General features: G+C 67.2%; 20 protein-coding genes. 12 read left to right on the top strand and 8 right to left on the bottom strand.

Going from position 1 to position 20,530, the window contains the following annotated elements:
• Window positions 1-288: 288 nt before the first annotated feature.
• Window positions 289-1,041, top strand: coding sequence for a lipoate--protein ligase family protein (locus tag AC1MFI_RS15510; protein WP_479817976.1), 753 nt, complete (start codon window positions 289-291; stop codon window positions 1,039-1,041).
• 30 nt (window positions 1,042-1,071) lie between these two features.
• Here the strand turns inward: AC1MFI_RS15510 and AC1MFI_RS15505 are convergent, their stop codons facing one another.
• The 3 genes from AC1MFI_RS15505 to AC1MFI_RS15495 form a co-directional block, all read right to left on the bottom strand.
• Window positions 1,072-1,701 carry an MBL fold metallo-hydrolase gene (locus tag AC1MFI_RS15505; protein ID WP_479817975.1) on the bottom strand — a complete coding sequence of 210 codons (630 nt, stop codon included), beginning with the start codon at window positions 1,699-1,701 and terminating at the stop codon, window positions 1,072-1,074.
• A complete protein-coding gene (locus tag AC1MFI_RS15500; protein ID WP_479817974.1) occupies window positions 1,701-2,786 on the bottom strand; it encodes an S-(hydroxymethyl)mycothiol dehydrogenase in 1,086 nt (361 codons plus the stop codon). Before AC1MFI_RS15500 ends, AC1MFI_RS15505 begins: the two co-directional genes overlap by 1 nt.
• A 97-nt stretch (window positions 2,787-2,883) precedes the next feature.
• A complete protein-coding gene (locus AC1MFI_RS15495) occupies window positions 2,884-3,141 on the bottom strand; it encodes a mycoredoxin (protein WP_479817973.1) in 258 nt (85 codons plus the stop codon).
• A 263-nt stretch (window positions 3,142-3,404) separates the two neighbouring features.
• Here AC1MFI_RS15495 and thrS point away from each other — a divergent pair, with 263 nt between their 5' ends.
• The 5 genes from thrS to AC1MFI_RS15470 are packed head-to-tail and all read left to right on the top strand — an operon-like array spanning window position 3,405 to window position 7,594.
• On the top strand, window positions 3,405-5,399 hold the full coding sequence (thrS, locus tag AC1MFI_RS15490) for a threonine--tRNA ligase (protein WP_479820910.1): 1,995 nt from the start codon (window positions 3,405-3,407) through the stop codon (window positions 5,397-5,399).
• A gap of 23 nt (window positions 5,400-5,422) precedes the next feature.
• Window positions 5,423-6,010 (top strand): HIT family protein, encoded by a 588-nt coding sequence (locus tag AC1MFI_RS15485; RefSeq protein WP_479817971.1) that lies wholly within the window; start codon window positions 5,423-5,425, stop codon window positions 6,008-6,010.
• The gene (gene pgsA / locus AC1MFI_RS15480) at window positions 6,010-6,630 is read left to right on the top strand and encodes a phosphatidylinositol phosphate synthase (RefSeq protein WP_479817969.1); all 621 of its coding nucleotides are present in this window, start codon (window positions 6,010-6,012) and stop codon (window positions 6,628-6,630) included. Before AC1MFI_RS15485 ends, pgsA begins: the two co-directional genes overlap by 1 nt.
• A 42-nt stretch (window positions 6,631-6,672) precedes the next feature.
• On the top strand, window positions 6,673-7,023 hold the full coding sequence (locus tag AC1MFI_RS15475) for a VOC family protein (protein WP_479817968.1): 351 nt from the start codon (window positions 6,673-6,675) through the stop codon (window positions 7,021-7,023).
• A gap of 55 nt (window positions 7,024-7,078) precedes the next feature.
• Complete coding sequence (locus AC1MFI_RS15470; RefSeq protein WP_479817967.1) at window positions 7,079-7,594, top strand: isochorismatase family protein; 516 nt, start codon at window positions 7,079-7,081, stop codon at window positions 7,592-7,594.
• A gap of 158 nt (window positions 7,595-7,752) precedes the next feature.
• Here AC1MFI_RS15470 and AC1MFI_RS15465 read toward each other — a convergent pair whose 3' ends face one another.
• On the bottom strand, window positions 7,753-8,664 hold the full coding sequence (locus AC1MFI_RS15465; RefSeq protein ID WP_479817965.1) for an AraC family transcriptional regulator: 912 nt from the start codon (window positions 8,662-8,664) through the stop codon (window positions 7,753-7,755).
• Window positions 8,665-8,787: 123 nt separating this feature from the next.
• On the opposite strand from AC1MFI_RS15465, the gene AC1MFI_RS15460 reads away from it, so the two are divergent.
• From AC1MFI_RS15460 to nhaA, 3 genes are all read left to right on the top strand, one after another.
• A complete protein-coding gene (locus AC1MFI_RS15460) occupies window positions 8,788-9,567 on the top strand; it encodes an SDR family NAD(P)-dependent oxidoreductase (RefSeq protein WP_479817964.1) in 780 nt (259 codons plus the stop codon).
• 652 nt (window positions 9,568-10,219) lie between these two features.
• Entirely contained in the window at window positions 10,220-10,990 is a 771-nt protein-coding gene (locus AC1MFI_RS15455; protein WP_479817963.1) for an SDR family oxidoreductase, read from the top strand.
• A gap of 26 nt (window positions 10,991-11,016) precedes the next feature.
• Window positions 11,017-12,876, top strand: coding sequence for a Na+/H+ antiporter NhaA (gene nhaA, locus AC1MFI_RS15450; protein ID WP_479817961.1), 1,860 nt, complete (start codon window positions 11,017-11,019; stop codon window positions 12,874-12,876).
• A 233-nt stretch (window positions 12,877-13,109) separates the two neighbouring features.
• Here nhaA and AC1MFI_RS15445 read toward each other — a convergent pair whose 3' ends face one another.
• Window positions 13,110-13,853 carry a methyltransferase domain-containing protein gene (locus AC1MFI_RS15445; RefSeq protein ID WP_479817959.1) on the bottom strand — a complete coding sequence of 248 codons (744 nt, stop codon included), beginning with the start codon at window positions 13,851-13,853 and terminating at the stop codon, window positions 13,110-13,112.
• A 123-nt stretch (window positions 13,854-13,976) separates the two neighbouring features.
• Between AC1MFI_RS15445 and AC1MFI_RS15440 the strand changes: the two genes are divergently transcribed.
• Both AC1MFI_RS15440 and pdxS read left to right on the top strand, forming a co-directional pair.
• Complete coding sequence (locus AC1MFI_RS15440) at window positions 13,977-14,198, top strand: hypothetical protein (RefSeq protein ID WP_479817958.1); 222 nt, start codon at window positions 13,977-13,979, stop codon at window positions 14,196-14,198.
• 137 nt (window positions 14,199-14,335) lie between these two features.
• The gene (gene pdxS / locus AC1MFI_RS15435; RefSeq protein WP_479817957.1) at window positions 14,336-15,250 is read left to right on the top strand and encodes a pyridoxal 5'-phosphate synthase lyase subunit PdxS; all 915 of its coding nucleotides are present in this window, start codon (window positions 14,336-14,338) and stop codon (window positions 15,248-15,250) included.
• Window positions 15,251-15,341: 91 nt separating this feature from the next.
• Here the strand turns inward: pdxS and AC1MFI_RS15430 are convergent, their stop codons facing one another.
• Entirely contained in the window at window positions 15,342-16,058 is a 717-nt protein-coding gene (locus tag AC1MFI_RS15430) for a GNAT family N-acetyltransferase (protein WP_479817955.1), read from the bottom strand.
• A gap of 25 nt (window positions 16,059-16,083) precedes the next feature.
• Window positions 16,084-18,093, bottom strand: a complete 2,010-nt coding sequence (locus tag AC1MFI_RS15425; RefSeq protein WP_479817954.1) for a M3 family metallopeptidase — start codon at window positions 18,091-18,093, stop codon at window positions 16,084-16,086.
• 207 nt (window positions 18,094-18,300) lie between these two features.
• Here AC1MFI_RS15425 and AC1MFI_RS15420 point away from each other — a divergent pair, with 207 nt between their 5' ends.
• Window positions 18,301-19,854 (top strand): alpha/beta hydrolase domain-containing protein, encoded by a 1,554-nt coding sequence (locus AC1MFI_RS15420; protein WP_479817953.1) that lies wholly within the window; start codon window positions 18,301-18,303, stop codon window positions 19,852-19,854.
• Window positions 19,855-19,939: 85 nt separating this feature from the next.
• Here the strand turns inward: AC1MFI_RS15420 and AC1MFI_RS15415 are convergent, their stop codons facing one another.
• Window positions 19,940-20,491: a hypothetical protein gene (locus AC1MFI_RS15415; RefSeq protein WP_479817952.1), complete on the bottom strand. Its 552-nt coding sequence runs from the start codon at window positions 20,489-20,491 to the stop codon at window positions 19,940-19,942.
• Between the last annotated feature and the right edge of the window lie 39 nt (window positions 20,492-20,530).

The raw sequence follows: 20,530 nt of genomic DNA, 5'->3' as shown, positions 1-20,530 counted from the left end.
GGCACCAGGAACCAGGTTCCAGAAGCACCACTGGTGCCAGCACCGCAGACCAGGTCTTACGCCTCTATGCGTTCCAGCCATCGGGGCATAGCCGGATGCCCCATCGAAACAGTGAGCAGACCGGTCTGTCTAGCGCGGATCTGCATACGTCATCGCCTCGAGGAGCGCTCAGGAGCACGACGGCCGCCACACCTCCCAGGACCGCCGGGGGCAGGATTGTCACTGCTGGTCGGTCCTCATGGAGGGAGCTGTCGTTGCGGGTGTCGTCGCGTTGCCTACGATGGACGGATGAGTAATCCGTGGAAGGGCGCCGGCGAACTGGCGCTCGTCGTCGATCCGGTGTCGGGCTGTGCGGCTGCCGAGCTCGAGCGCGGGATCGCGCTGCTGCGCGACGTCGCGGCAGGTCTCCGGCCGCCGACGCTCCGCCTCTACAGGCCGAGCCCGACCGTCGCCTTCGGACAGCGTGACGCCCGGCTTCCGGGCTACGATGCGGCGAGCGCAGCCTCGGTCCGGCATGGCTTCGTGCCGCTCGTGAGGCGGGCCGGCGGGCGTGCGGCCGCCTACCATCGGGGCTGCCTGGTCGTCGACCACGTAGAACCCGCGCACGACGCCGTGGCCGGCACGCGTGCCCGCTTCGCCGCCTTCGGGGACTTCTTCGCCGGCGTGCTCGCCGACGTCGGACTCGACGCGCGCGTGGGCGAGGTGCCGGGCGAGTACTGCCCGGGCGAGTTCAGCGTGCACGGACGGCAGGGCGGCGTTCCTGCCCTCAAGCTCGTGGGCACGGCCCAGCGGGTGGTCGCCGGCGCGTGGCTGTTCTCCTCGGTGATCGTCGTCGAGGACTCGGCGCCGCTCCGCGCGGTCCTCACCGACGTCTACGCAGCCCTGGAGCTCCCGTGGCGGCCCGCCACAGCCGGCGCGGCCGAAGACCTCGCCGCCGGTGTGACGGTGGACGACGTCGAGGATTCGCTGCTGGCCGCGTACGCCGCGGCGGTCCGTCTCGAGGGCTCTTCCCCTGCGCCCTCGGCGTCCCGCGTGTCCTGAACGGAGGGCGGAACGCCGGGTACACGGGTGTCAGTGCCCGCGCGCGATCCATTCCTCGAGGTGCGGTGCCTCGTCGCCGATCGTCGTGCTGTCTCCGTGGCCGGTGCGCGCGATCGTGTCCGCCGGCAGGGTGAGCAGCCTGGTGCGGATGGACTCGATGATTGTCGGGAAGTCGCTGTAGGAACGTCCCGTGGCGCCCGGTCCGCCCTGGAAGAGAGTGTCGCCCGTGAAGACGGTGCCGGCCTCCTCGAGGTAGTAGCAGACGGAGCCGGGGGAGTGGCCGGGCGTGTGCAGCGCCGTGAGGGTCACGCCGGCTACCTCGATCGTGTCGCCGTCGGCGATGGACTGGTCGGGGCTCAGCTCGGGGAACACCATGTTCCAGAGCTCCCGGTCGCCGTCGTGGAGGTAGATCGGCGCATGCACGGCGTCGAAGAGGTCCCCGACAGCGCGGATGTGGTCGTCGTGCGCGTGTGTCAGGAGGATAGCCCGGACGACGCGCCCGTTGATCTGGTCGACGATCGCAGCGGCATCGTGCGGCGCGTCGATCACCACGCATTCCTCGTCGTCGCCCACGATCCACACGTTGTTGTCGACGTCCCAGGTGCCGCCGTCGAGCGAGAAGGTGCCCGAGGTGACGAGATGCTCGACCCTCGCTGCCATCAGAGCTCCACCACCGATCGGAGCACGGTGCCGCCGTGCATCTTCTCGAAGGCCTCCTCGACCTGGTCCAGGCGGATGCGCTCGGTGACGAACGCGTCGAGGTCGAGGTTGCCCTGCAGGTAGTGGCTGACGAGCATCGGGAAATCCCGGCTGGGCAGGCAGTCCCCGTACCAGGAGGACTTGAGCGATCCGCCGCGTCCGAAGACGTCGAGCAGCGGAAGCTCGATGGTCATCTCGGGCGTGGGGACTCCGACGAGCACCACGGTCCCGGCGAGGTCGCGGGCGTAGAACGCCTGCTGGTAGGTCTCGGGGCGCCCGACGGCGTCGATCACGACGTCCGCCCCGTTCCCGCCGGTGAGGGCGCGGATGGCTTCCACCGGGTCCTCGGTCTTGGAGTTCAGCACATGCGTGGCCCCGAGGCCCTTCGCGAGTTCGAGCTTCCGGTCGTCGATGTCGACGGCGATGATCGTGGTGGCTCCCGCGAGCTTCGACCCGGCGACGGCGGCGATGCCGACGCCACCGCACCCGATGACGGCGACGGAGTCGCCGCGGGAGACGTTGCCCGTGTTGATGGCGGCGCCGATCCCGGCCATGACGCCGCATCCGAGCAGCCCGACCGCGGCGGCATCCGCTGCGGGATCCACCTTGGTGCACTGGCCCGCGGCCACGAGGGTCTTCTCGGCGAAGGCGCCGATGCCGAGCGCGGGGGACAGGACGGTGCCGTCCTCGAGCGTCATCTTCTGCGTGGCGTTGTGCGTGTTGAAGCAGTACTGGGGCTCACCCCGGCGGCATGCCCTGCATTCGCCGCAGACCGCGCGCCAGTTCAGGATGACGCGGTCACCGGGGGCCACGGTCGTGACGCCGTCGCCGACGGCGCTCACGACGCCGGTGGCCTCGTGGCCCAGCAGGAACGGGAACTCGTCGTTGATACCGCCCTGCTTGTAGTGCAGATCGGTGTGGCAGACGCCGCAGGTGAGGATGTCGACCAGTGCCTCGCCGGGCCCCGGGTCCGGAACCAGGATGGTCTCGATGGTGGCGGGGGCGTCCTTCGCCCGCACCACGACGCCCTGAACTTTGTGCACCATGTCTTCGTTGTCCTTCCGCTGGGAGCGGTGGCCCGGAGAACGGAGCCACCGCTCCCAGCATATGGGGGACGGACGCGGTGCGCGGAGGCCGCCTGCGCTAGACGGCGACCCTGGCCCTGACCTCTGCCACGGACGGGTTCGTGGCGGTGCTGCCGTCGGGGAAGATCACGGTGGGCACCGTCTGGTTGCCCCCGTTGAGGGACGCCACGAGCTCGGCGGTGCCCTCGACCTCTTCGATGTTGACCTCGTTGTAGCCGATGCCCTGTGCGTCCAGCTGGGACTTCAGGCGACGGCAGTACCCGCACCACGAGGTGGAGAACATGGTGATGGATCCTGCTTCTGGCGTGTAGTCCACGGTGCTCCTCTTGCTGGGTGCGGTGGTACCGCACTCTGGTGTCGATGCGCGGGCAGTTCTCTCCCGCACCGGTGTCAACGCTGTACCCTCCCGGCCCATTCCTCCCGCCGGTCCCGCCCCGCAGCGGCGAGCTTGTTGGTCGGCCTCCCGGCCACCCGATACGATCAGGAGGGCGGTCCCGGCTCCGGTCGGATCCCGTCGCGCCCCCTGCGGGCACCCATTTCCCAGCCTCAAGGAGACCATCCGTGTCAGCGCCCCAGCCCATGAAACTTCTCGTCGACGGCGAAGAGAAGCAGGCGACCACGGGTATCACCGGCACGGAGCTGTTCGGCGAGCGGCGCGACGTCGTCGTCATGCGCGTGGACGGCGATCTGAAGGACCTGGACCAGGAACTGCCCGACGGCGCTTCCGTGGAGGGCGTCACGCTCGAGGACCCGGCAGGGCTCGAGGTGCTGCGGCACTCCGCTGCGCACGTCATGGCCCAGGCCGTCCAGCAGTTGCGCCCCGGGGCGAAGCTCGGCATCGGCCCGTACATCACCGACGGTTTCTACTTCGACTTCGACGTCGAGGAGCCGTTCACGCCCGACGAGCTCAAGCAGCTCGAGAAGATGATGCTCAGGATCGTCAACGCCAACCAGCGCTTCGTGCGCCGGGTGGTGTCCGAGGACGAGGCCCGCGAGGCCATGAAGGACGAGCCGTACAAGCTCGAACTGCTCGGCCTGAAGGGCGGGGCGACGGAGGAGGACGGCGCGTCCGTGGAGGTGGGGGCCGGCGAGCTGAGCATCTACGACAACGTGGACCGCAAGTCCGGCGACGTCGTGTGGCAGGACCTCTGCCGAGGCCCGCACCTGCCGAACACCAAGCTCATCTCCAACGCCTACGCCCTGACGCGGTCGGCGGCCGCCTACTGGCGCGGCAGCGAGAAGAACAAGCAGCTGCAGCGCATCTACGGGACGGCGTGGCCCACGAAGGACGCACTGAAGGCCTACCAGGAGCGCCTGGCGGAGGCCGAGCGCCGCGACCACCGGCGCCTCGGCACGGAACTGGATCTCTTCTCGTTCCCGGACGAGCTGGGCTCGGGCCTGCCGGTGTTCCACCCCAAGGGCGGAATCATCCGCAAGGCGATGGAGGACTATTCGCGCCAGCGCCACACGGACGCCGGGTACGAGTTCGTCTACACGCCGCACATCACCAAGGGTCACCTGTACGAAGTCTCCGGCCACCTCGACTGGTACCGGGACGGCATGTTCCCGGCCATGCACGTGGACGAGGAGCTCAACGAGGACGGCACGGTGCGCAAGCCCGGCCAGGACTACTACCTCAAGCCCATGAACTGCCCGATGCACAACCTGATCTTCAGGTCCCGCGGACGGTCCTACCGCGAACTGCCGCTGCGCCTGTTCGAGTTCGGCTCTGTCTACCGGTACGAGAAGTCCGGCGTCATCCACGGTCTGACGCGCGTGCGCGGCATGACACAGGACGACGCCCACATCTACTGCACCCGCGACCAGATGAAGGACGAGCTCACCGAGACACTGAACTTCGTGCTCGGGCTGCTCAAGGACTACGGTCTCGAGGACTTCTACCTGGAGCTGTCCACCCGGAACCCGGAGAAGTCCGTCGGCTCGGACGAGATCTGGGAGGAGGCCACCCGCACCCTCGCCGAGGTCGCCGAGGCCTCCGGGCTGGAGCTCGTGCCCGATCCCGGGGGAGCGGCGTTCTACGGTCCGAAGATCTCCGTGCAGGCCCGCGACGCGATCGGCCGCACCTGGCAGATGTCCACGATCCAGCTGGACTTCAACCTGCCCGAGCGCTTCGAGCTCGAGTACCAGGCGGCGGACGGCTCGCGCCAGCGTCCGGTCATGATCCACCGCGCACTGTTCGGGTCGATCGAGCGCTTCATGGGCGTGCTGACCGAACACTACGCGGGAGCGTTCCCGGCGTGGCTGGCACCCGTGCAGGTCCTGGCCATCCCGGTCGCCGAAGCGTTCAACGACTACCTGTTCGACGTCGTCGACAAGCTGAAGGCCGAAGGCATCCGCGCGCAGGTCGACGCCGGCTCGGACCGCTTCCCGAAGAAGATCCGGACGGCGAGCAAGGAGAAGGTGCCGTTCGTGCTCATAGCCGGCGGCGAGGACCAGGAGGCGGACGCCGTCTCCTTCAGGTTCCGCGACGGCAGCCAGGACAACCAGGTGCCCGTGGACGAGGCCGTCCGCCGGATCGTGGAGGCGGTACGCAGCCGGGAGGCCACGGTCTGATGGAGGACGCGGACAATCGGGGGATGCCCGCGTCCTACCCGGGCGACCCGGCGGTCACGGACGGTTTCGAGCTGGCGGGCGTGCCGGACGCCTTCCAGCGGCTGTGGACGCCGCACCGCCTCGCCTACATCAAGGGAGGGCAGGAGCAGGTCACGTCGGAGAAGACATGCCCGTTCTGCCGGGCCCCCCATCTGAGCGACGAGGAATCGCTCATCGTGCATCGGGGCACGCATGCCTTCGTGCTGCTGAACCTGTTCCCCTACAACGCGGGACACCTCCTGGTCTGCCCTTACCGGCACGTACCCGACTACACGGACGTCGACGAGGCGGAGACCGCGGAGATCGCCGCGCTCACCCAGACCGCCATGCGCGTGCTGCGCCGGGTCTCCAACCCGTCCGGTTTCAACCTCGGCATGAACCAGGGGGTCACCGGAGGGGCGGGCATCGCCGCCCACCTGCACCAGCACGTGGTGCCCCGGTGGGGCGGTGACGGAAACTTCCTCCCGATCATCGCGCAGACCAAGGCCATCACCCAGACGCTCGGCGAGGTCCGCGCTCAGGTCGCCGCCGCGTGGCCGTCCGAGGGCGGCACTCCAGGAGCGGGCGCCTGATGCTCAACAGGTACGCGCGGGGCTTCTTCACCAGGCTCTTCACGCCGTTGGCCCGCCTGCTGCTCAGATGGGGCGTCACCCCCGACGCCGTCACCATAGCGGGAACCGTCGGCGTGGCCGGCGGTGCACTGGTCTTCTATCCGCTCGGCCAGCTCTTCTGGGGCACGGTCTTCATCACCCTCTTCGTGTTCTCCGACGTCGTGGACGGGATCATGGCGCGCATGAAGGGCCACAGCGGGCTCTGGGGGAGTTTCCTCGACTCGACCCTCGACCGGATCGCGGACGGCGCCCTCTTCGCCGGCGTCGCCATCTGGTTCTTCACCGGTGGGCAGAACGCAGGCATCGCGGTGGCCGCCCTCGCGTGCCTCGTCCTCGGGATGCTCGTCTCCTATGCGCGGGCGAAGGCCGAATCGCTGGGCTTCACGGCGAACGTCGGGGTTGCCGAGCGTGCGGAGCGGCTCGTCTCCGTACTGGTGGTGACAGGCCTGACCGGACTGGGCCTGCCGGAGCCCTTCCTGCTGATGGTCCTCGTTCTCCTCGCGGTGGCGAGTCTCGTCACGGTGTACCAGCGGGTCCGGACGGTCCGCCGCCAGTCGCTCGCGGATCGACAAGCTCCCTGAGGCGGCCTTCTCCGCGCCCGCGGCCGATGCTAGCCTGCACCCATGAAACCCACAGCGGTGACCGTCGGCGTTCCCGTGCGTGATCTCGACGTGGCCGTGGCCTGGTACCGGCGCGCGTTCGATCTGGGCGAACCGGACCTGCGGCCGATGGACGGCCTCGCAGAGTTCGACCTCGGGTCCTTCTGGCTCCAGCTAGCCGTGTCTCCGGAGCAGGCGGGTGGCGAGGGCATATCGCTCAATATCAGCGTCGAGAGCGCGTCAGCCGAGCAGCAGAGATTTGCCGGACTCGGGCTGGACGTCACGGATGTGGAGCGTTTCGAGGGAGCCGTCGAGTTCTTCCAGCTCTCGGATCCTGACGGGAACACGATCGGGTTCGTCACCGAACTGGAGTGAGCCGGAGGCCGCGTCAGTGCGGGGGCGGTGTCGAGGGGCGGGTGTCGAAGCGGCCGTGGGACCGGGCGCCGGTCTTCCCATCGCCGTCATCCAGCACACTGCGGGCGAGGGAGCGCCCGTCTTCGCCCCGGGCACCCCCGGGTTCGAACTCCACCCCGACGTCGAGAGCCGGCGGACCGAGGCATGGAAGAACGTCGTGAAGCAGTACGGCTCGGTCTACGCCGGTACCGACCTGACAGGATGGCTGCGTGAGCACGACGTCGGGACCGTGACCCTCGTGGGCTACATGACCAACAACTGCATCCTCGGCTCGGCCGTCGAGGCGGAAGCCCTCGGCTTCACCACGGAGGTCCTCTCCGATGCCACGGGTGCGATCAACATCGCGAACGACGCCGGTTTCGCGGATGCCAGGACCGTGCACACGACCCTGCTCGCACTGCTGAACTCCAACTGGGCCTCCGTGGGCACCACCGGCGCCTGGGCGGCAGCCGTGAGCGCGCAGCAGGCACTGCCTGGAAGCGACCTGGGCACCTCGGCCGCAGCGGGAACGGCTCGAACCACCCTGTCGTGATTCTCCCCCGTGGTAGCAAACCAGTGCCGGGCCCTGTTCCGCGGGCATCACAGCTAGACGTGCGAGCGTGGTGAGCCGGCGCGTCCGCGGATGGATCGTCGTCCGGCTCCTGCCATTTCCCGACGAGCGGCGGCGATCCAACCGTACCCGGCTTCAGCTCAGGGTTTGATCGCGTGAGGTTCGAGGATCTTCCCGCGCAGGGACGCGACATCCTGTCGGGGCGAGCTCCCGAACTGGCGGCGATATTCACGGCTGAACTGGGAGGGACTTTCGTATCCGACAGCGTAGGCAGCGGCAGCGATATCTCCGGGGCGAGCAAGGAGCTGAAGCCGAGCCTCCTGAAGGCGGATGTGTTTCTGGTACTGAATCGGACTCATCGAGGTGACAGCCTGGAACGCCTTGTGGAAGGCCGATGGGCTCATGTGCGCCAATCGAGCCAGGTCCTCCACTCGAAATGATTCTGCATACCGGCCTCGTATGGACCTCACGACCTGACGTACGCGGCTGAGGCTACTGTCAGCCAGACCTAACTGCCGCACTGTTGCTCCCTGCTCGTCAGACATGATCAGCCACAGGATCTCCCGCTCGATCATCGGAGCCAGGACGGGGATATCCCTCGGAGAATCGAGCAGCCGCAGCATGCGGATCACCGCATCGAGCAGCCTCTGGGATGCCCGCCCGACCGCGATAGCCGGAGGAGCTTGCCCTCGTGCAGACCGCTGAAAATCTAAAGCAGAGGGATTCAACATCAGTTCGGCCACAACCTCGGGTCGCAACTCCAGACCGAACCCAAGGGCTGGCTTCTCAGGGGTCGCATCTGCGAACTCCCCTGACACGGGAAGATCCATTGATGCGACCAGATACTGACCTGGCCCGAAATTGTGGACCGTGTCGCCCACAGAGAGACGCTTGGTGCCCTGAGCAACCACAGCAAGGATCGACGTTGTCTCCGACTCCTCCTGCTTGCCTCCTTTCTCCATCCTGCTGACGAGCACGCCGGGGATTGCGGTAGGCGTAACCCCTGTTCCCGCATGCTTCTCAATCAACGCCCGAAACTCCTGCATCAACATTTCTCAATCTAAACAGTGATGTTCTCGCGAGAGTACTGAATGGCGATTGCGGTAGCAGGATCGGGCAAGAAGACGGTGGTTTTCCCCTAACTCGATGACTTGCCATTACGCGACGCTAGAAACATGAATGAGCAAATATCAGAACAGCGAGTGGTAGTTGTTACCGGTGCGAGTGCTGGAATCGGGCGGAGCGCCGCCATCGAGATCGCCGCACGTGGGTGCGGGGTAATTGCCACGTACCGGTCGCACCCCGACGGCGCGCAGGACACAGCGTCCGCCATCCGGGACATTGGGGGCCGAGCAGTTGCACTATCTCTGGACGTTGGGCGGAGCGAGACGTTCTCGGCTTTCAAAAGCGAGCTGAGCAGGGTCCTGCTCGAGGAATGGAACACCGACACCCTTCATGGCTTGGTGAACAATGCAGGGTTCGGCGGCGGCCTCGCGTTCGAGGACATGACAGAAGAAGCCTTCGACCAGTACTACCAGGTCCTCTTACGTGGACCGTACTTCCTGACCCAAACCCTCCTGCCGCTCATTCACGACGGCGGCGCGATCGTCAACACCTCAAGCAGCTCCGTCCGTCCTGGTGACACGGAGCCGGGGTATTCCGGGTACGCGGCTATGAAGGGCGCGCTCGTTGTCTCATCCCGCTACCTCGCGAAAGAACTGAGTCCTCGAGGTATCCGCGTCAACACCATTGCCCCAGGACCGACACGGACCCGCATCGGCGACGATGCGTTCGAGAAGTACCCAGACATCATCACCGGGCTTGCTGCCAGGACTGCACTGGGTCGTCTGGGCGAGCCGGAGGACATCGGCAGGGTCATTGCATTCCTCGTCTCGGATGATTCCGGATGGATCACAGGGGAGGACCTTCACGTCGCAGGAGGGTACGCGCTATGAGGAAGAGATCCGGCACGGTGGTACTGACCGGCGCCACCAGCGGAATCGGGGAAGCCTCAGCTCGTAGCCTGGCTTCTATCACAGAGGTGCTGATCGTTCCGGGTCCCGAGCCGGAGGCAGCGGTTGCACCAGTCACCCGACACATCCGAGCAGCGGGCTCCACCCGCCTGTCCGACGTCGCCCCTGCGCGGTTCACCCGACGACTCGTTCCATGGCTCGCACGAGGCGCGCGGATCGTCAACGTTGGTTCCACCGCGCATCACGTGGAGCACCTTCACTTCGATGACCGTGACCTCAAGCACGGTTACTGCCCGATCGCGGCCTATGCGCGAGCAAAACCTGCGATGGTCACATGGTCATCCCTGCTTGCGGAAGGACTACGGCCAGCGCGCGTCCGTGTGGTCGCACTGTGCCCCGGACTGGACGACACCCCTTTGAGTGCACCCAGGGTGGAACGGATAGGTGGCCCTCCCACTCACGGAGCCCGGCGTGTCATGCACGCCGCCGAAGCCGACGTGCCGTCCGGCTCCTATCTCGAGAACGATCAGGTCGTGATGCCAAGCCCGAAGGTCGCAGCTCCCGGTCACCGCGCACAACCCACGTCGCACTACTGGGAGCCTCTGCTGCCCCTCACCTCCCTGAAGGAGCAAGTATGAACGCGTACGCCGGCGCAACAGATTCCCTGAACGGCAGGGTCGCCGTCGTCTTCGGCGCTACCGGATGGATAGGGCGCGCAATCTGCCATGAACTGCTGCGAGACGGTGCGAGCATCGTCATCGTCGGGCGCGACCCCCTGCGTCTTGGCGCTCTCGAGCGCGAGCTCGCAGGCGGAGACCGAGTCCTCCCCACCGTCGCGGACGTCACCTCCCAACTCGAAGTCAACGACGCCCACGCTGCCGCGTTCACGCGCTATGGACATGTCGATCTCCTTGTCGTCGCCTCTGGAGTCATCACGGGGTCCGCTTTCGGGGAGGGGATCCCGGCGGATTGGGGCGAGATGATCGATGCGAACCTCCGCGGTCTGCTTCATGCGTGCCAGACCTTCGCCGATCCGTTGATGCAGGTCGCGCAGAGCGGATCACCGGCTGACATCATGCTGATAGGGGCGGTCAGCACCGACGTGAGGGAACCACGATTTGCTGTCTTCAATGCACTCTCAGCAGCAATCAAGCAACTTGCCCGTGCGCTTCGCCACGAATACGGACCCAACGGCATGCGGGTCCACATCATCGAACCGAGTTTCACGGCAGAACGTACCCGCCGTCAGCCGAACGAACCGCTGACCGGGGATGAGTCACAGCACGCCCGCGTCACCGCCGACGTGCAGCCGGAAGCAATCGCCGCCGTTGTAGCACTGGCCGCTGCTCTTCCTCGGACCGTGAACCTCGCCGAGGTACTCCTGCTACCCACAGCAACACCGTGACGGATCCACGTCGGGGTGTAGGCATCATGAATTCTTCCGTGAAGCCCCGCGGCCACCTGATCTCTCGCGTCCTGGCTACGCCCGAAGCCGTGCGCGGAACTCTCATCCTCATCGCAGGAACCGTTACCGCACTGCTATGGGCGAACCTGCCCGGTCATACCTATGACGCCTTCTGGCACCTTCCTCTCGGCTTCGACGTGGGCGGTTTCAGATTCGAGCTCGACCTGAAGCACTGGGTCAATGACCTACTCATGGCGACCTTCTTCGCGCATGTCACTCTCGAAGTCCGTCGAGAACTGGAGCTCGGGGAGCTCCGCGACTGGCGGACGGCAAGTATCCCGGTAATTGCCGCCGTCACCGGACTGATCATCCCCGCACTGATCTACATCGGCACGACGTGGAACACGGGAGCAGTCGGCGGCTGGGGAATAGTGGTGTCCACCGACACAGCTTTCGTGCTCGGTCTACTCGCCCTCGTCGGACAGGCCATGCCGCCTCAACTTCGAGTCTTTCTCGTCACCCTGGTCGTCGCGGATGATGTGGGTGCACTCGCTGTTGTTGCCTTCGCCTACACCGACGATTTCGATCCCTTGCCGCTGCTCATCGCAGCAGCGGGTCTGGCGATGATCGGCCTAATGCGTTTCTTCGGCGTATGGCGCGGTGCGCTCTACCTGCTGCCGTCAGCCATTGTCTGGGTAGGTTTCTTTCTCTCCGGCGTGCACGCCACTCTGGCCGGCGTTGCGATCGCACTACTGCTGCCGATCTTCCGCACACGGGCGGAAGACCTCCGCACCGCCCAGGATCACGTGCGTGCTTTCCAGATGTCCCCCACAGCAGGGTACGCACGAACAGCGGAGGACTCGCTCGCGCGGGCAATATCAGTCAACGAGCGAGCGCACCAAGCGCTTACTCCCTACATCACCTGGCTCATCCTGCCCATCTTCGCCCTCGCGAACGCAGGTGTCAGCATCACTCGAGAATCATTGGCTGACGCGTTCAGTTCCCGCCTCACCCTCGGCATCATCCTCGGCCTGGTCGTAGGAAAAATCGCGGCCATCTCACTTTCCACATGGATCATCACCCTGATCCGGCCAAATGCGCTTGGCCCCGAGATGCGCATGTCACACATTGTCGGTCTGAGCATGCTGGCCGGGATGGGCTTCACCATCTCTCTGTTCGTTGCAGAACTAGCCTTCGATGATCCTGTTGATGTTACCCGCGCGCAGATCGGAGTCTTCGCCGCGACCATCATCGCCGCGATCCTCGGATCGGTAGCCCTGACCACCATCGGTGCTGGAGATAGGCGACGCGCACCCCGCCGGCAACGACTCATCCGACCACTCGATCCACTCCAGGACCACGTTCTGGGCAACCCAGCAAGCTCCGTCGTGGCGGTCGTCGAGTATGGTTCCTACGCAACACCCTATTCACCGACCGCCGGCGAGATGCGACGCGAGATGGAAGGACGGTTCGGCGATGGAGTCGTCTACGCGTTCAGGTACCTTCCATCGGACCAGCCCCATGGGCGAACAGTAGCTCTCGCCAATGAGGCTGCGGCTGCGCAGGGGCGCTTCTGGGAGATGCGTGATGCACTCATCCAGGAAGCGCCTATCGAGAACGACCGGCAGATCATGCGGGCAGCGGCACAAGCGGGGCTGAATCTTCGACGGTTCGAGCGTGACTGGACGGTGGGGGTCGGCTCGGAGCGTGTCGACGAAGACTCTGCGGACTCCAGAGCGATGCGTCTTGAACAAGCTCCGACGTACTTCATCAACAACGTCCGGTATGAAGGATCGATCACCGCATCCGCAGTCAATGCTGCGGTAGCGACAGCACATGATGTCGCGTCGCCGCGCCATGAATCTGGGCTGGAGTCACATCCCTGACGAGCCGAAAGCACGGTGAACCAGCGTCGGTGCTACCAGTCCCTGCTGCGCGGTCTGTGGAGTCTTCCGCTCTGCGGGTTTCCCCCGGTACGAGGCAGTGCCGCCGGAGACGATGATGCGGGCGAGGTCGGCGCCCTGAAGAGCGCTGCGGATATTCAGGTTCTTGGTTTCGCCCTCGCGACGAGTCCGCCGCTGGTGGTGAGGTGCTCGAGGCTGCCCGCAGAGGATGGCGCCTACTCCTGCGGCACGGAGGCCACCACGATGATCTCCCTGCTGATGGAGGCATCGAAAGCCGAGCCGTCCCAGTCGCCGCGCCACTCGACGGCACAGTAGCCCGCCTCGTCGAGCAACGCGGCGAGCCGAGCGGGCGGTACGAAGCGGAGCGTGCTGGTGTCCGTCACTTCCGCTCCGTCCGCCTCGAACCGCGTCCACCCCTCGAACGTGACGAGTTCGCCCCGCACCTCGACCAGCGTCCACGCTGTGAGCAGCGGGCCCGCACTCGAATCGACGGCATCCGGACCGTCCGGGCTCTGCCAGTCCAGCCACGCCCGCCGTGCGGGGTTGCGCGTCTCGAACAGGAAGCGCCCGCCCGGTGCGAGACGGAGGCGAACCTCGGTCAGGGTCTCGAGGATCTCCTCGTCCGTGAGCAGGCACTGGAAGGCGTGCCCGGTCATCACTGCCGCGTCGAAGGGCCCGGTGGGCAGGTCGCGGGCGGTTCCATCCAGCCAGGTCACGCGGTCCGCGTCGGGTCTAGACCGCGCGACGGCCAGCATGCGCGGTGCAGGATCGACGCCGGTCACCGTGTGCCCCAGCTGTGCCAGCCGTACCGCGAAGGAGCCGGTGCCGCAGCCGACATCCGCGATGCGCAGGCCGGTTCCGCCGAGCTGTGCTGCATAGAAATCCGTGTCCCACGTCCCCTGGTTGAACTCGTCGTACAGCGCCACCAGGCGATCGTCCCCGTAACCGTCCACTGCCATTCTGTGCGCCTCCTGCTTGCTGGCCGATGCCCGTCACAGTACCGGGTGCTCCATCGCCGATGAATCGGCGGCCGATGCTCCGTCTAACCGGGAAGAGTCCCTACGACACGAAGGAGGGCCACCATGACGCACGCACCAGGGTTCCTGCCGACCGACCTGCAGATCGTCTCGGACGCCGATCTGCTCCTGCTCCAGCGCGGAGCGTCACCCCGGGGCGGCGCGGTCGGCACGGGCGGCACCGAGAGACGGTCCGCGCCGTGGCCCGAGGGGTCGCTCGACACCGTGCTGGACGAACTCGAGCGCCGGGAATTGGCGGTGGCTGGCGCCTCGACACCCTCCGCATGACGCCCGAGGCAGGCGGGGGCCACCCGCCCAGGAGCACGTCCATGACGGCCGGTCACGGGACGACGCCGCGGAGCCGGAGTGCGGCCCGGGCGGCGTATCATGAAGTGTCAGTTTTTATCTACCTTTAGGGGCAAGTTGTGTCCACCGTTGAAGACAATTCGGCAACCACAGCACGGACCGGTGGCAACCGGGTCAAGCGCGGAATGGCCGAAATGCTCAAGGGCGGCGTCATCATGGATGTCGTCACAGCCGAGCAGGCCCGCATCGCCGAAGACGCCGGTGCGGTAGCCGTCATGGCGCTCGAACGGGTTCCCGCGGACATCCGTGCCCAGGGCGGCGTCTCCCGCATGAGCGATCCCGACATGATCGACAGCATCATCGAAGCCGTGTCCATCCCGGTCATGGCCAAGGCCCGGATCGGCCATTTCGTGGAGGCACAGGTCCTGCAGTCCCTCGGCGTCGACTACATCGACGAGTCGGAGGTCCTCACGCCGGCCGACTACACGAACCACATCGACAAGTGGAAGTTCACCGTTCCTTTCGTCTGCGGCGCGACGAACCTCGGTGAGGCCCTCCGCCGCATCAACGAGGGCGCTGCCATGATCCGTTCCAAGGGCGAGGCAGGCACCGGCGACGTCTCGAACGCCACCATGCACATGCGCACCATCCGCGCCGAACTCAACCGCCTGTCCTCCATGGCCGAGGACGAGCTTTACGTCGCCGCCAAGGAGCTTCAGGCACCGTACGAGCTCGTCAAGGAGGTGGCCTCCGCCGGACGCCTCCCCGTCGTCCTCTTCACCGCCGGTGGCATCGCCACCCCGGCGGACGCCGCCATGATGATGCAGCTCGGCGCGGACGGCGTCTTCGTCGGCTCGGGCATCTTCAAGTCGGGCAACCCGGCGGAGCGCGCGAACGCCATCGTCCAGGCGACGACGTTCCACGACGACCCGGACATGATCGCCAAGGTGTCCCGCGGCCTCGGTGAAGCCATGGTGGGCATCAACGTCGACGAGATCCCGCAGCCGCACCGCCTCGCCGAGCGCGGCTGGTAACGACAACGGATCCGGAAGGACCGCAGCCCACGGGGCTGCGGTCCTTCCCTGTTCTCCCACCGATCACGTGCGCGCAGCGGGAGGCACGCCCTCAGAGGTGCAGGGAGTACGTCCTGCCGCGACCCAGCAGGGTGAATCCACGACGGGATAGGAATTCGTACCCCTGAGGGGTTGCGTTCACCGCGAGGTCCACCGCCCCCGCCTGAGCTGCGGCACGCGCCGTCGCGCTCAGCAGTACTGTCGCGAGTCCCTGCCGCTGGTAGTCGGGTAGGACTTCGAGATGATGGATGCCGCCGAGCTGCCGCAACCCAGCCACTCCGGACGGGTAGAACGAGTAGGCGGCACCCGAGACATTGCCGCCCCGAGCGTCCCTGGTCACGGCATGCCAGGACTGCCTCGGTTTGGAACGGACCACGCGCAGTTCCTGCTCGAGGGGTCCCGAGTAGTCGGGGACCTCGGTGGTGAGGAGGGCGTCGCCGTCATCGGGAACGACGACGGCGGAGACCGGCGCGGCCATCCACCAGGGCTGCCAGCTCGGGGAGAAGCCGAGGTCCGCGAGCTCGGTGGCGCTCACCGCGCCGTTGAGCCAGATCCGGGCCGAGGAGGCGCCGAGCCTCATGCCCTCGGCCAGGGCGGGCCGCACGGCGTGGGCGCCGACCGTGGGCGGGAACATCATCATGAGTTCCCGCCGGGCCGGCAGCCATACCCAGGTGGCACCGTGCGTCGAGAAGGTCCTTCCGCCGGTGGCCGTCGCCAGTGCAGCACACCAGGCGGTCTGCAGCCGCTGGCACTGGACGATCGTCACCATGGCGGCGCGATGTTCGGGATACCGCTCATGCCAGGCCGCGGCGCACGAGCAGGGGACGGAGGTCCGCGTCCCGGCCACGGAACCTGCGGAAGGCCTCCAGCGGGTCGATGCTGTTGCCCCGTGAGAGCAGTTCGCGCCGGAAGTGGTCGCCGTTCGAGCGCGTGAGCCCGCCGGAGGACCTGAACCACTCGACCGTGTCGGCGTCGAGCATCTCGCTCCAGATGTACGCGTAGTAGGACGCCGCGTACCCGCCGGCGAAGATGTGCTTGAAGTACGAGGTGCGGTATCGCGGCGGCACCGGGGCGAAGTCGATGCCCGCCTCGGCGAGGGCCGAGGCCTCGAAGGCGAGAGGATCCTCGATCACCGTGCCGGGGGAGAGGGAGTGCCAGGCCAGGTCGAGCAGGGTGGCGCCGAGATAGGCCGTCGTCTCGAATCCCTCGCCCCAGGCGCCGGCGGCGTGGATGCGGTCGATGACGTCCTGGGGAAGCGCTTCGCCGGTCTCGTGGTGGCGGGCGTAGTTCGCGACGATCTCCGGCCAGAGAATCCACATCTCGTTGACCTGCGAGGGGTACTCCACGAAGTCGCGCGGCACCGACGTGCCCGCGAAGAGCGGGTAGGTGACGTCCGAGAACAGGCCGTGCAGGGCATGGCCGAACTCATGGAAGGTGGTGACCACCTGATCGTAGGAGAGCAGCGTCGGCTCACCCGGGCCGGGCCTCGAGATGTTCAGGTTGTTGACGACGACGGCACGGGTCCCCTCGAGGCGCGACTGGTCCACGAAGGAGTTCATCCAGGCTCCGCCGCTCTTGGTGTCCCGCGTGTAGAAGTCGCCGAGGAACAGGCCGAGCCCCGAGCCGTCCTCGTTGAAGACCTCCCAGACGCGCACGTCGGGGTGGTAGCCCGCGAGGTCCGGGCGCTCCGTGAACGTCAGGCCGTACAGGCGGTTCGCGGCGTAGAACACGCCGTCGTGGAGAACACGCTCCAGCTCGAAATAGGGGCGCAGGGCGTCCAGGTCGACGTCGAACCGGGCCTTCCGCACCCTGGCCGCGTAGTACGCCCAGTCCCAGGGCTCGATGGGGTGGCCCGCCTCTGCCTCGAGTTCGGCCGCCTCGGCGCGCGCGTTGCGGACGGCCGGGGCCGCGAGCTCGCGCATGCGCTCCATGATCGCCTCCAGCGATGGCGCGGTCTGGCTGTCCGTGGCTGCAGCCGCGTGTGTGTCGAAGCCGAGCAGGGCTGCGCGCTCTGCTCGGAGCGTGGCCATGCGGGTGGCGATGGCGAGGGTATCGGCGTCGTTCCCGCGGGCCCCGCGATGGACGGACGCCTCGTGCAGCCGACGGCGGGTGTCCCGATCCGTGAGCGATTCCAGCGCAGGCTGCGCGGTCGGCAGGATGAGTGTCAGGAGGTACTTGCCGTCGTGTCCCGCCTCCGTGGCGGCCGACGCTGCTGCGGAGATCGCGTCGGCGGACAGTCCGTCCAGCTCCTCGGCGGTGTCCACCAGGAGTGCCGAGCTGTTCGTGTCCTTCAGGAGCTTCTGCGAGAACTCGGTGCTGAGGCCCGAGAGCTCGGAGTTGAGCCGGCGGAGGGTGGACTGGGCGTCGTCGTCGAGCTCCGCCCCTGCCCGCACGAAACTGCGGATGTACTCCTCCACGAGCCGTACGGACTCGTCGTCGAGCCTGTCCAGCGGAACCCCGCGGAGGCGTTCGAACAGCGCGCGGTTGAGCTTGATGTTGTCCTCGTGCTCGGCGAGGCGGGGGGCGATCTGCTGCTCGAGCGCCTGGACGGCATCCGTGGCATGGCTGACCGAGTTGCTGAAGAAGGCGCGCGACACCCGGTCCAGGGTGCTGCCCGCACGCTCGAGCGCGACGACGGTGTTCTCGAAGGTGGGATCCGCCGCCGAGCCGGTGATGCCCTCGATCTCGGCGAGGTGCTCCCCGATACCGGTGTCGAAGGCCGGCAGGTAGTGCTCGTCCCGGATGGCCGCGAACGGAGGCAGCTGGTAGTCGAGGGTGCTGGGCTCAAGGAAAGGGTTGCTCATGGGAACTAACTTTTGCACGTTGTTGCATCCGCGCGCACCACCCTTGACCCTGCCGAGCGGGAGTACCTACGGTCGGAATGCTTCGCCGCCTGATGATGGAGGGGACCCCAGGGGACCCCGGCTTCGGCGCAGGGGCACCCGGCACCGAAGCCGGAGTGCCGCGGAGCATCCCCGGGCAGCGCAGCCCGGTTCCGAGAAGGAGCACCGATGAGAACCCGTTCCCGCACATCCGTCCTGCTGACACTGGCCCTCGCACTGACCGGATTCACCGCAGCGGTGCCGGCCACTGCCGTGTCGCCGCCCTCCCCGCCACAGCCCGACGGGACGACGGCGATTCCCGCCGTCGAAGGACCCCTCGCCGCCACGGCCGAGTCCTACCCCTTCGGTGCCGCCGATCACCAGGAGGTCCCGCAGGACCTGGCGAAGCTCGGCTACGTGGAGGAGGAGTACCTGGTCAGCGGTACGTCCGATGTCTACACGTGGCCGGCGGACGGACCCGCCCAGGTCCGGACCGCCGACGCCCCGTACACCACGCGCGTGCTCGTCAGGAAACCCGCGAAAGGCCAGAAGTTCAGCGGCAACGTGGTGGTCGAGATGCTCAATCCGAGCAACCTGTTCGACCTCAACATCGGCTGGGCCGTCGCCCAGCAGCAGATCGTGGACAACGGTGATGCCTGGGTGGGCATCACCGCCAAGCCGATCGCCGTCGAGGCGCTCAAGAACTTCGATCCCGAGCGGTACGCGTCCCTCTCCTTCGCGAATCCGCTGTCGCTGAGTGATCCCCTCAACTGCACCTCGGTCGCCGCCGACTCCTCGAGGACCACCGAGAACGGGCTGGTCTGGGACATCTACTCGCAGGTGGGTGCGTGGCTCCGGAGCGACGACGCCGCGAATCCGCTCCGGTACGGCGAACCCACCACGCAGGTCGAGCACGCCTACGGGTTCGGCTACTCCCAGACGGGTGGCTATCTCGTGAACTACATCAACGGCGTGCATCCGCTCGTCGTCGAATCCGACGGGAAGCCGATCTACGACGCCTACATCGTCGCCGTCGCCGGGGGAGCCTTCGCCGGTGCCTACCCGATGAACCAGTGCGAGCCGGCGCCGCCGGCAGGCGATGCCCGCCGCCAGTTCGAGGACGTCGGCGTGCCGATCATGCGGATGATGTCGCAGTCCGACTATCTGCTGGGCATCGGATCCCGCCGGGCCGACAGTGACGCCCCCGGCGACCGGTACCGCCATTACGAGATGGCCGGCGCCGGGCACGCGACACCCGACGAGCTCGCCTTCTCGGCGTCGTCCGCGGATATCGTCGCGGCAAGCCGTGCCGTCCCACCGGCCTCGTGCAACGAGGGACCGCGGAGCAGGTTCCCGAGTTCCATCTTCTTCGACGCCGCACTGCGGAACCTCGATCTCTGGGTGCGCGAGGGCGTCGCCCCACCGCGTGCGGAGCCGATCCTGGTACGCGACGGCGCACCCGTGCTCGACGAGTTCGGCAACGTGCAGGGAGGCCTCCGTTCGCCGTTCCTCGACGCGCCGACCAGTACCTGGTACGGCACGGCGACCGGAGCGTCCTTCTGCTTCATCGCGGGGTACGAGCGGCCGCTGCCCCAGGAGACCCTCGATGTCCTCTACCGGAACCACGGCGCGTACATCCGCGCTGTGCGCGACAGCGTGCGCTCCCTCGAGGACCAGGGCTTCCTGACCGACTACGACGCGCGGGCCCTGCGCCGGGAAGCCTCGCGCAGCGACATCCCCTGAGGCCGACGTAGCGTCCACCGTCGTCCTGCCGGCGAGGGAGGTTCCCGTCACGGGGGAGCCTCCTTCGGCCGGTGACCGAACGGCGTCAGGTCATCGGGCCCGGGTGGCCCGGAGCCGCGTCCGTCCGCCGGTCCCGCAGCGCATCCCCGGCCACCACGGCCAGGGTACTGAGCACGGCCAGTGCAACGCCGATGCGCGTGTGGGCCAGGCGGACGCCCCGGCCCGACAGCCTCTCGCCGAACCGGTACACGACCCGTTCCATGCAGACGGTGACCGCCGCGACGGCTCCGAGCAGGACGGCGGCCACGCCGATCAGTGCAGGACGTCCGGGTTTCGTCCGGTCCGACCGTGCCCCGGGACGCCCCGGTCCCGACTCCTCCGATGCAGGCTCCCCGGGAACCGGATCTCCGGGTGCGGGGTGTGGGAGCACCGGGCTCCCGCCGTCCGCTGACACCGACACTCCCCTCAGCACATACGCACCGTACGCGGCGCTTGCTGCGATGATGCCGGTCTTCACCACCGCGCGGGTCCTCCGGCGTGCGGTGTAGTCGGGCAGGGAGTACCAGAGGGCGATCCCTGCACCGGACACGACATCGGGCCAGACGGATGGACGGGCAGGATCGGCAGGGGAGGTCATGGTTCCAGCCTAGGAAGCGGTCCGCCGGCGCACATCCGC

The sequence above is a fragment of the Arthrobacter sp. BC5 genome, from assembly GCF_056680255.1.
The sequence above is the reverse complement of the archived record's forward strand: the minus strand, read 5'-3'. Positions and strand labels throughout refer to the sequence as shown.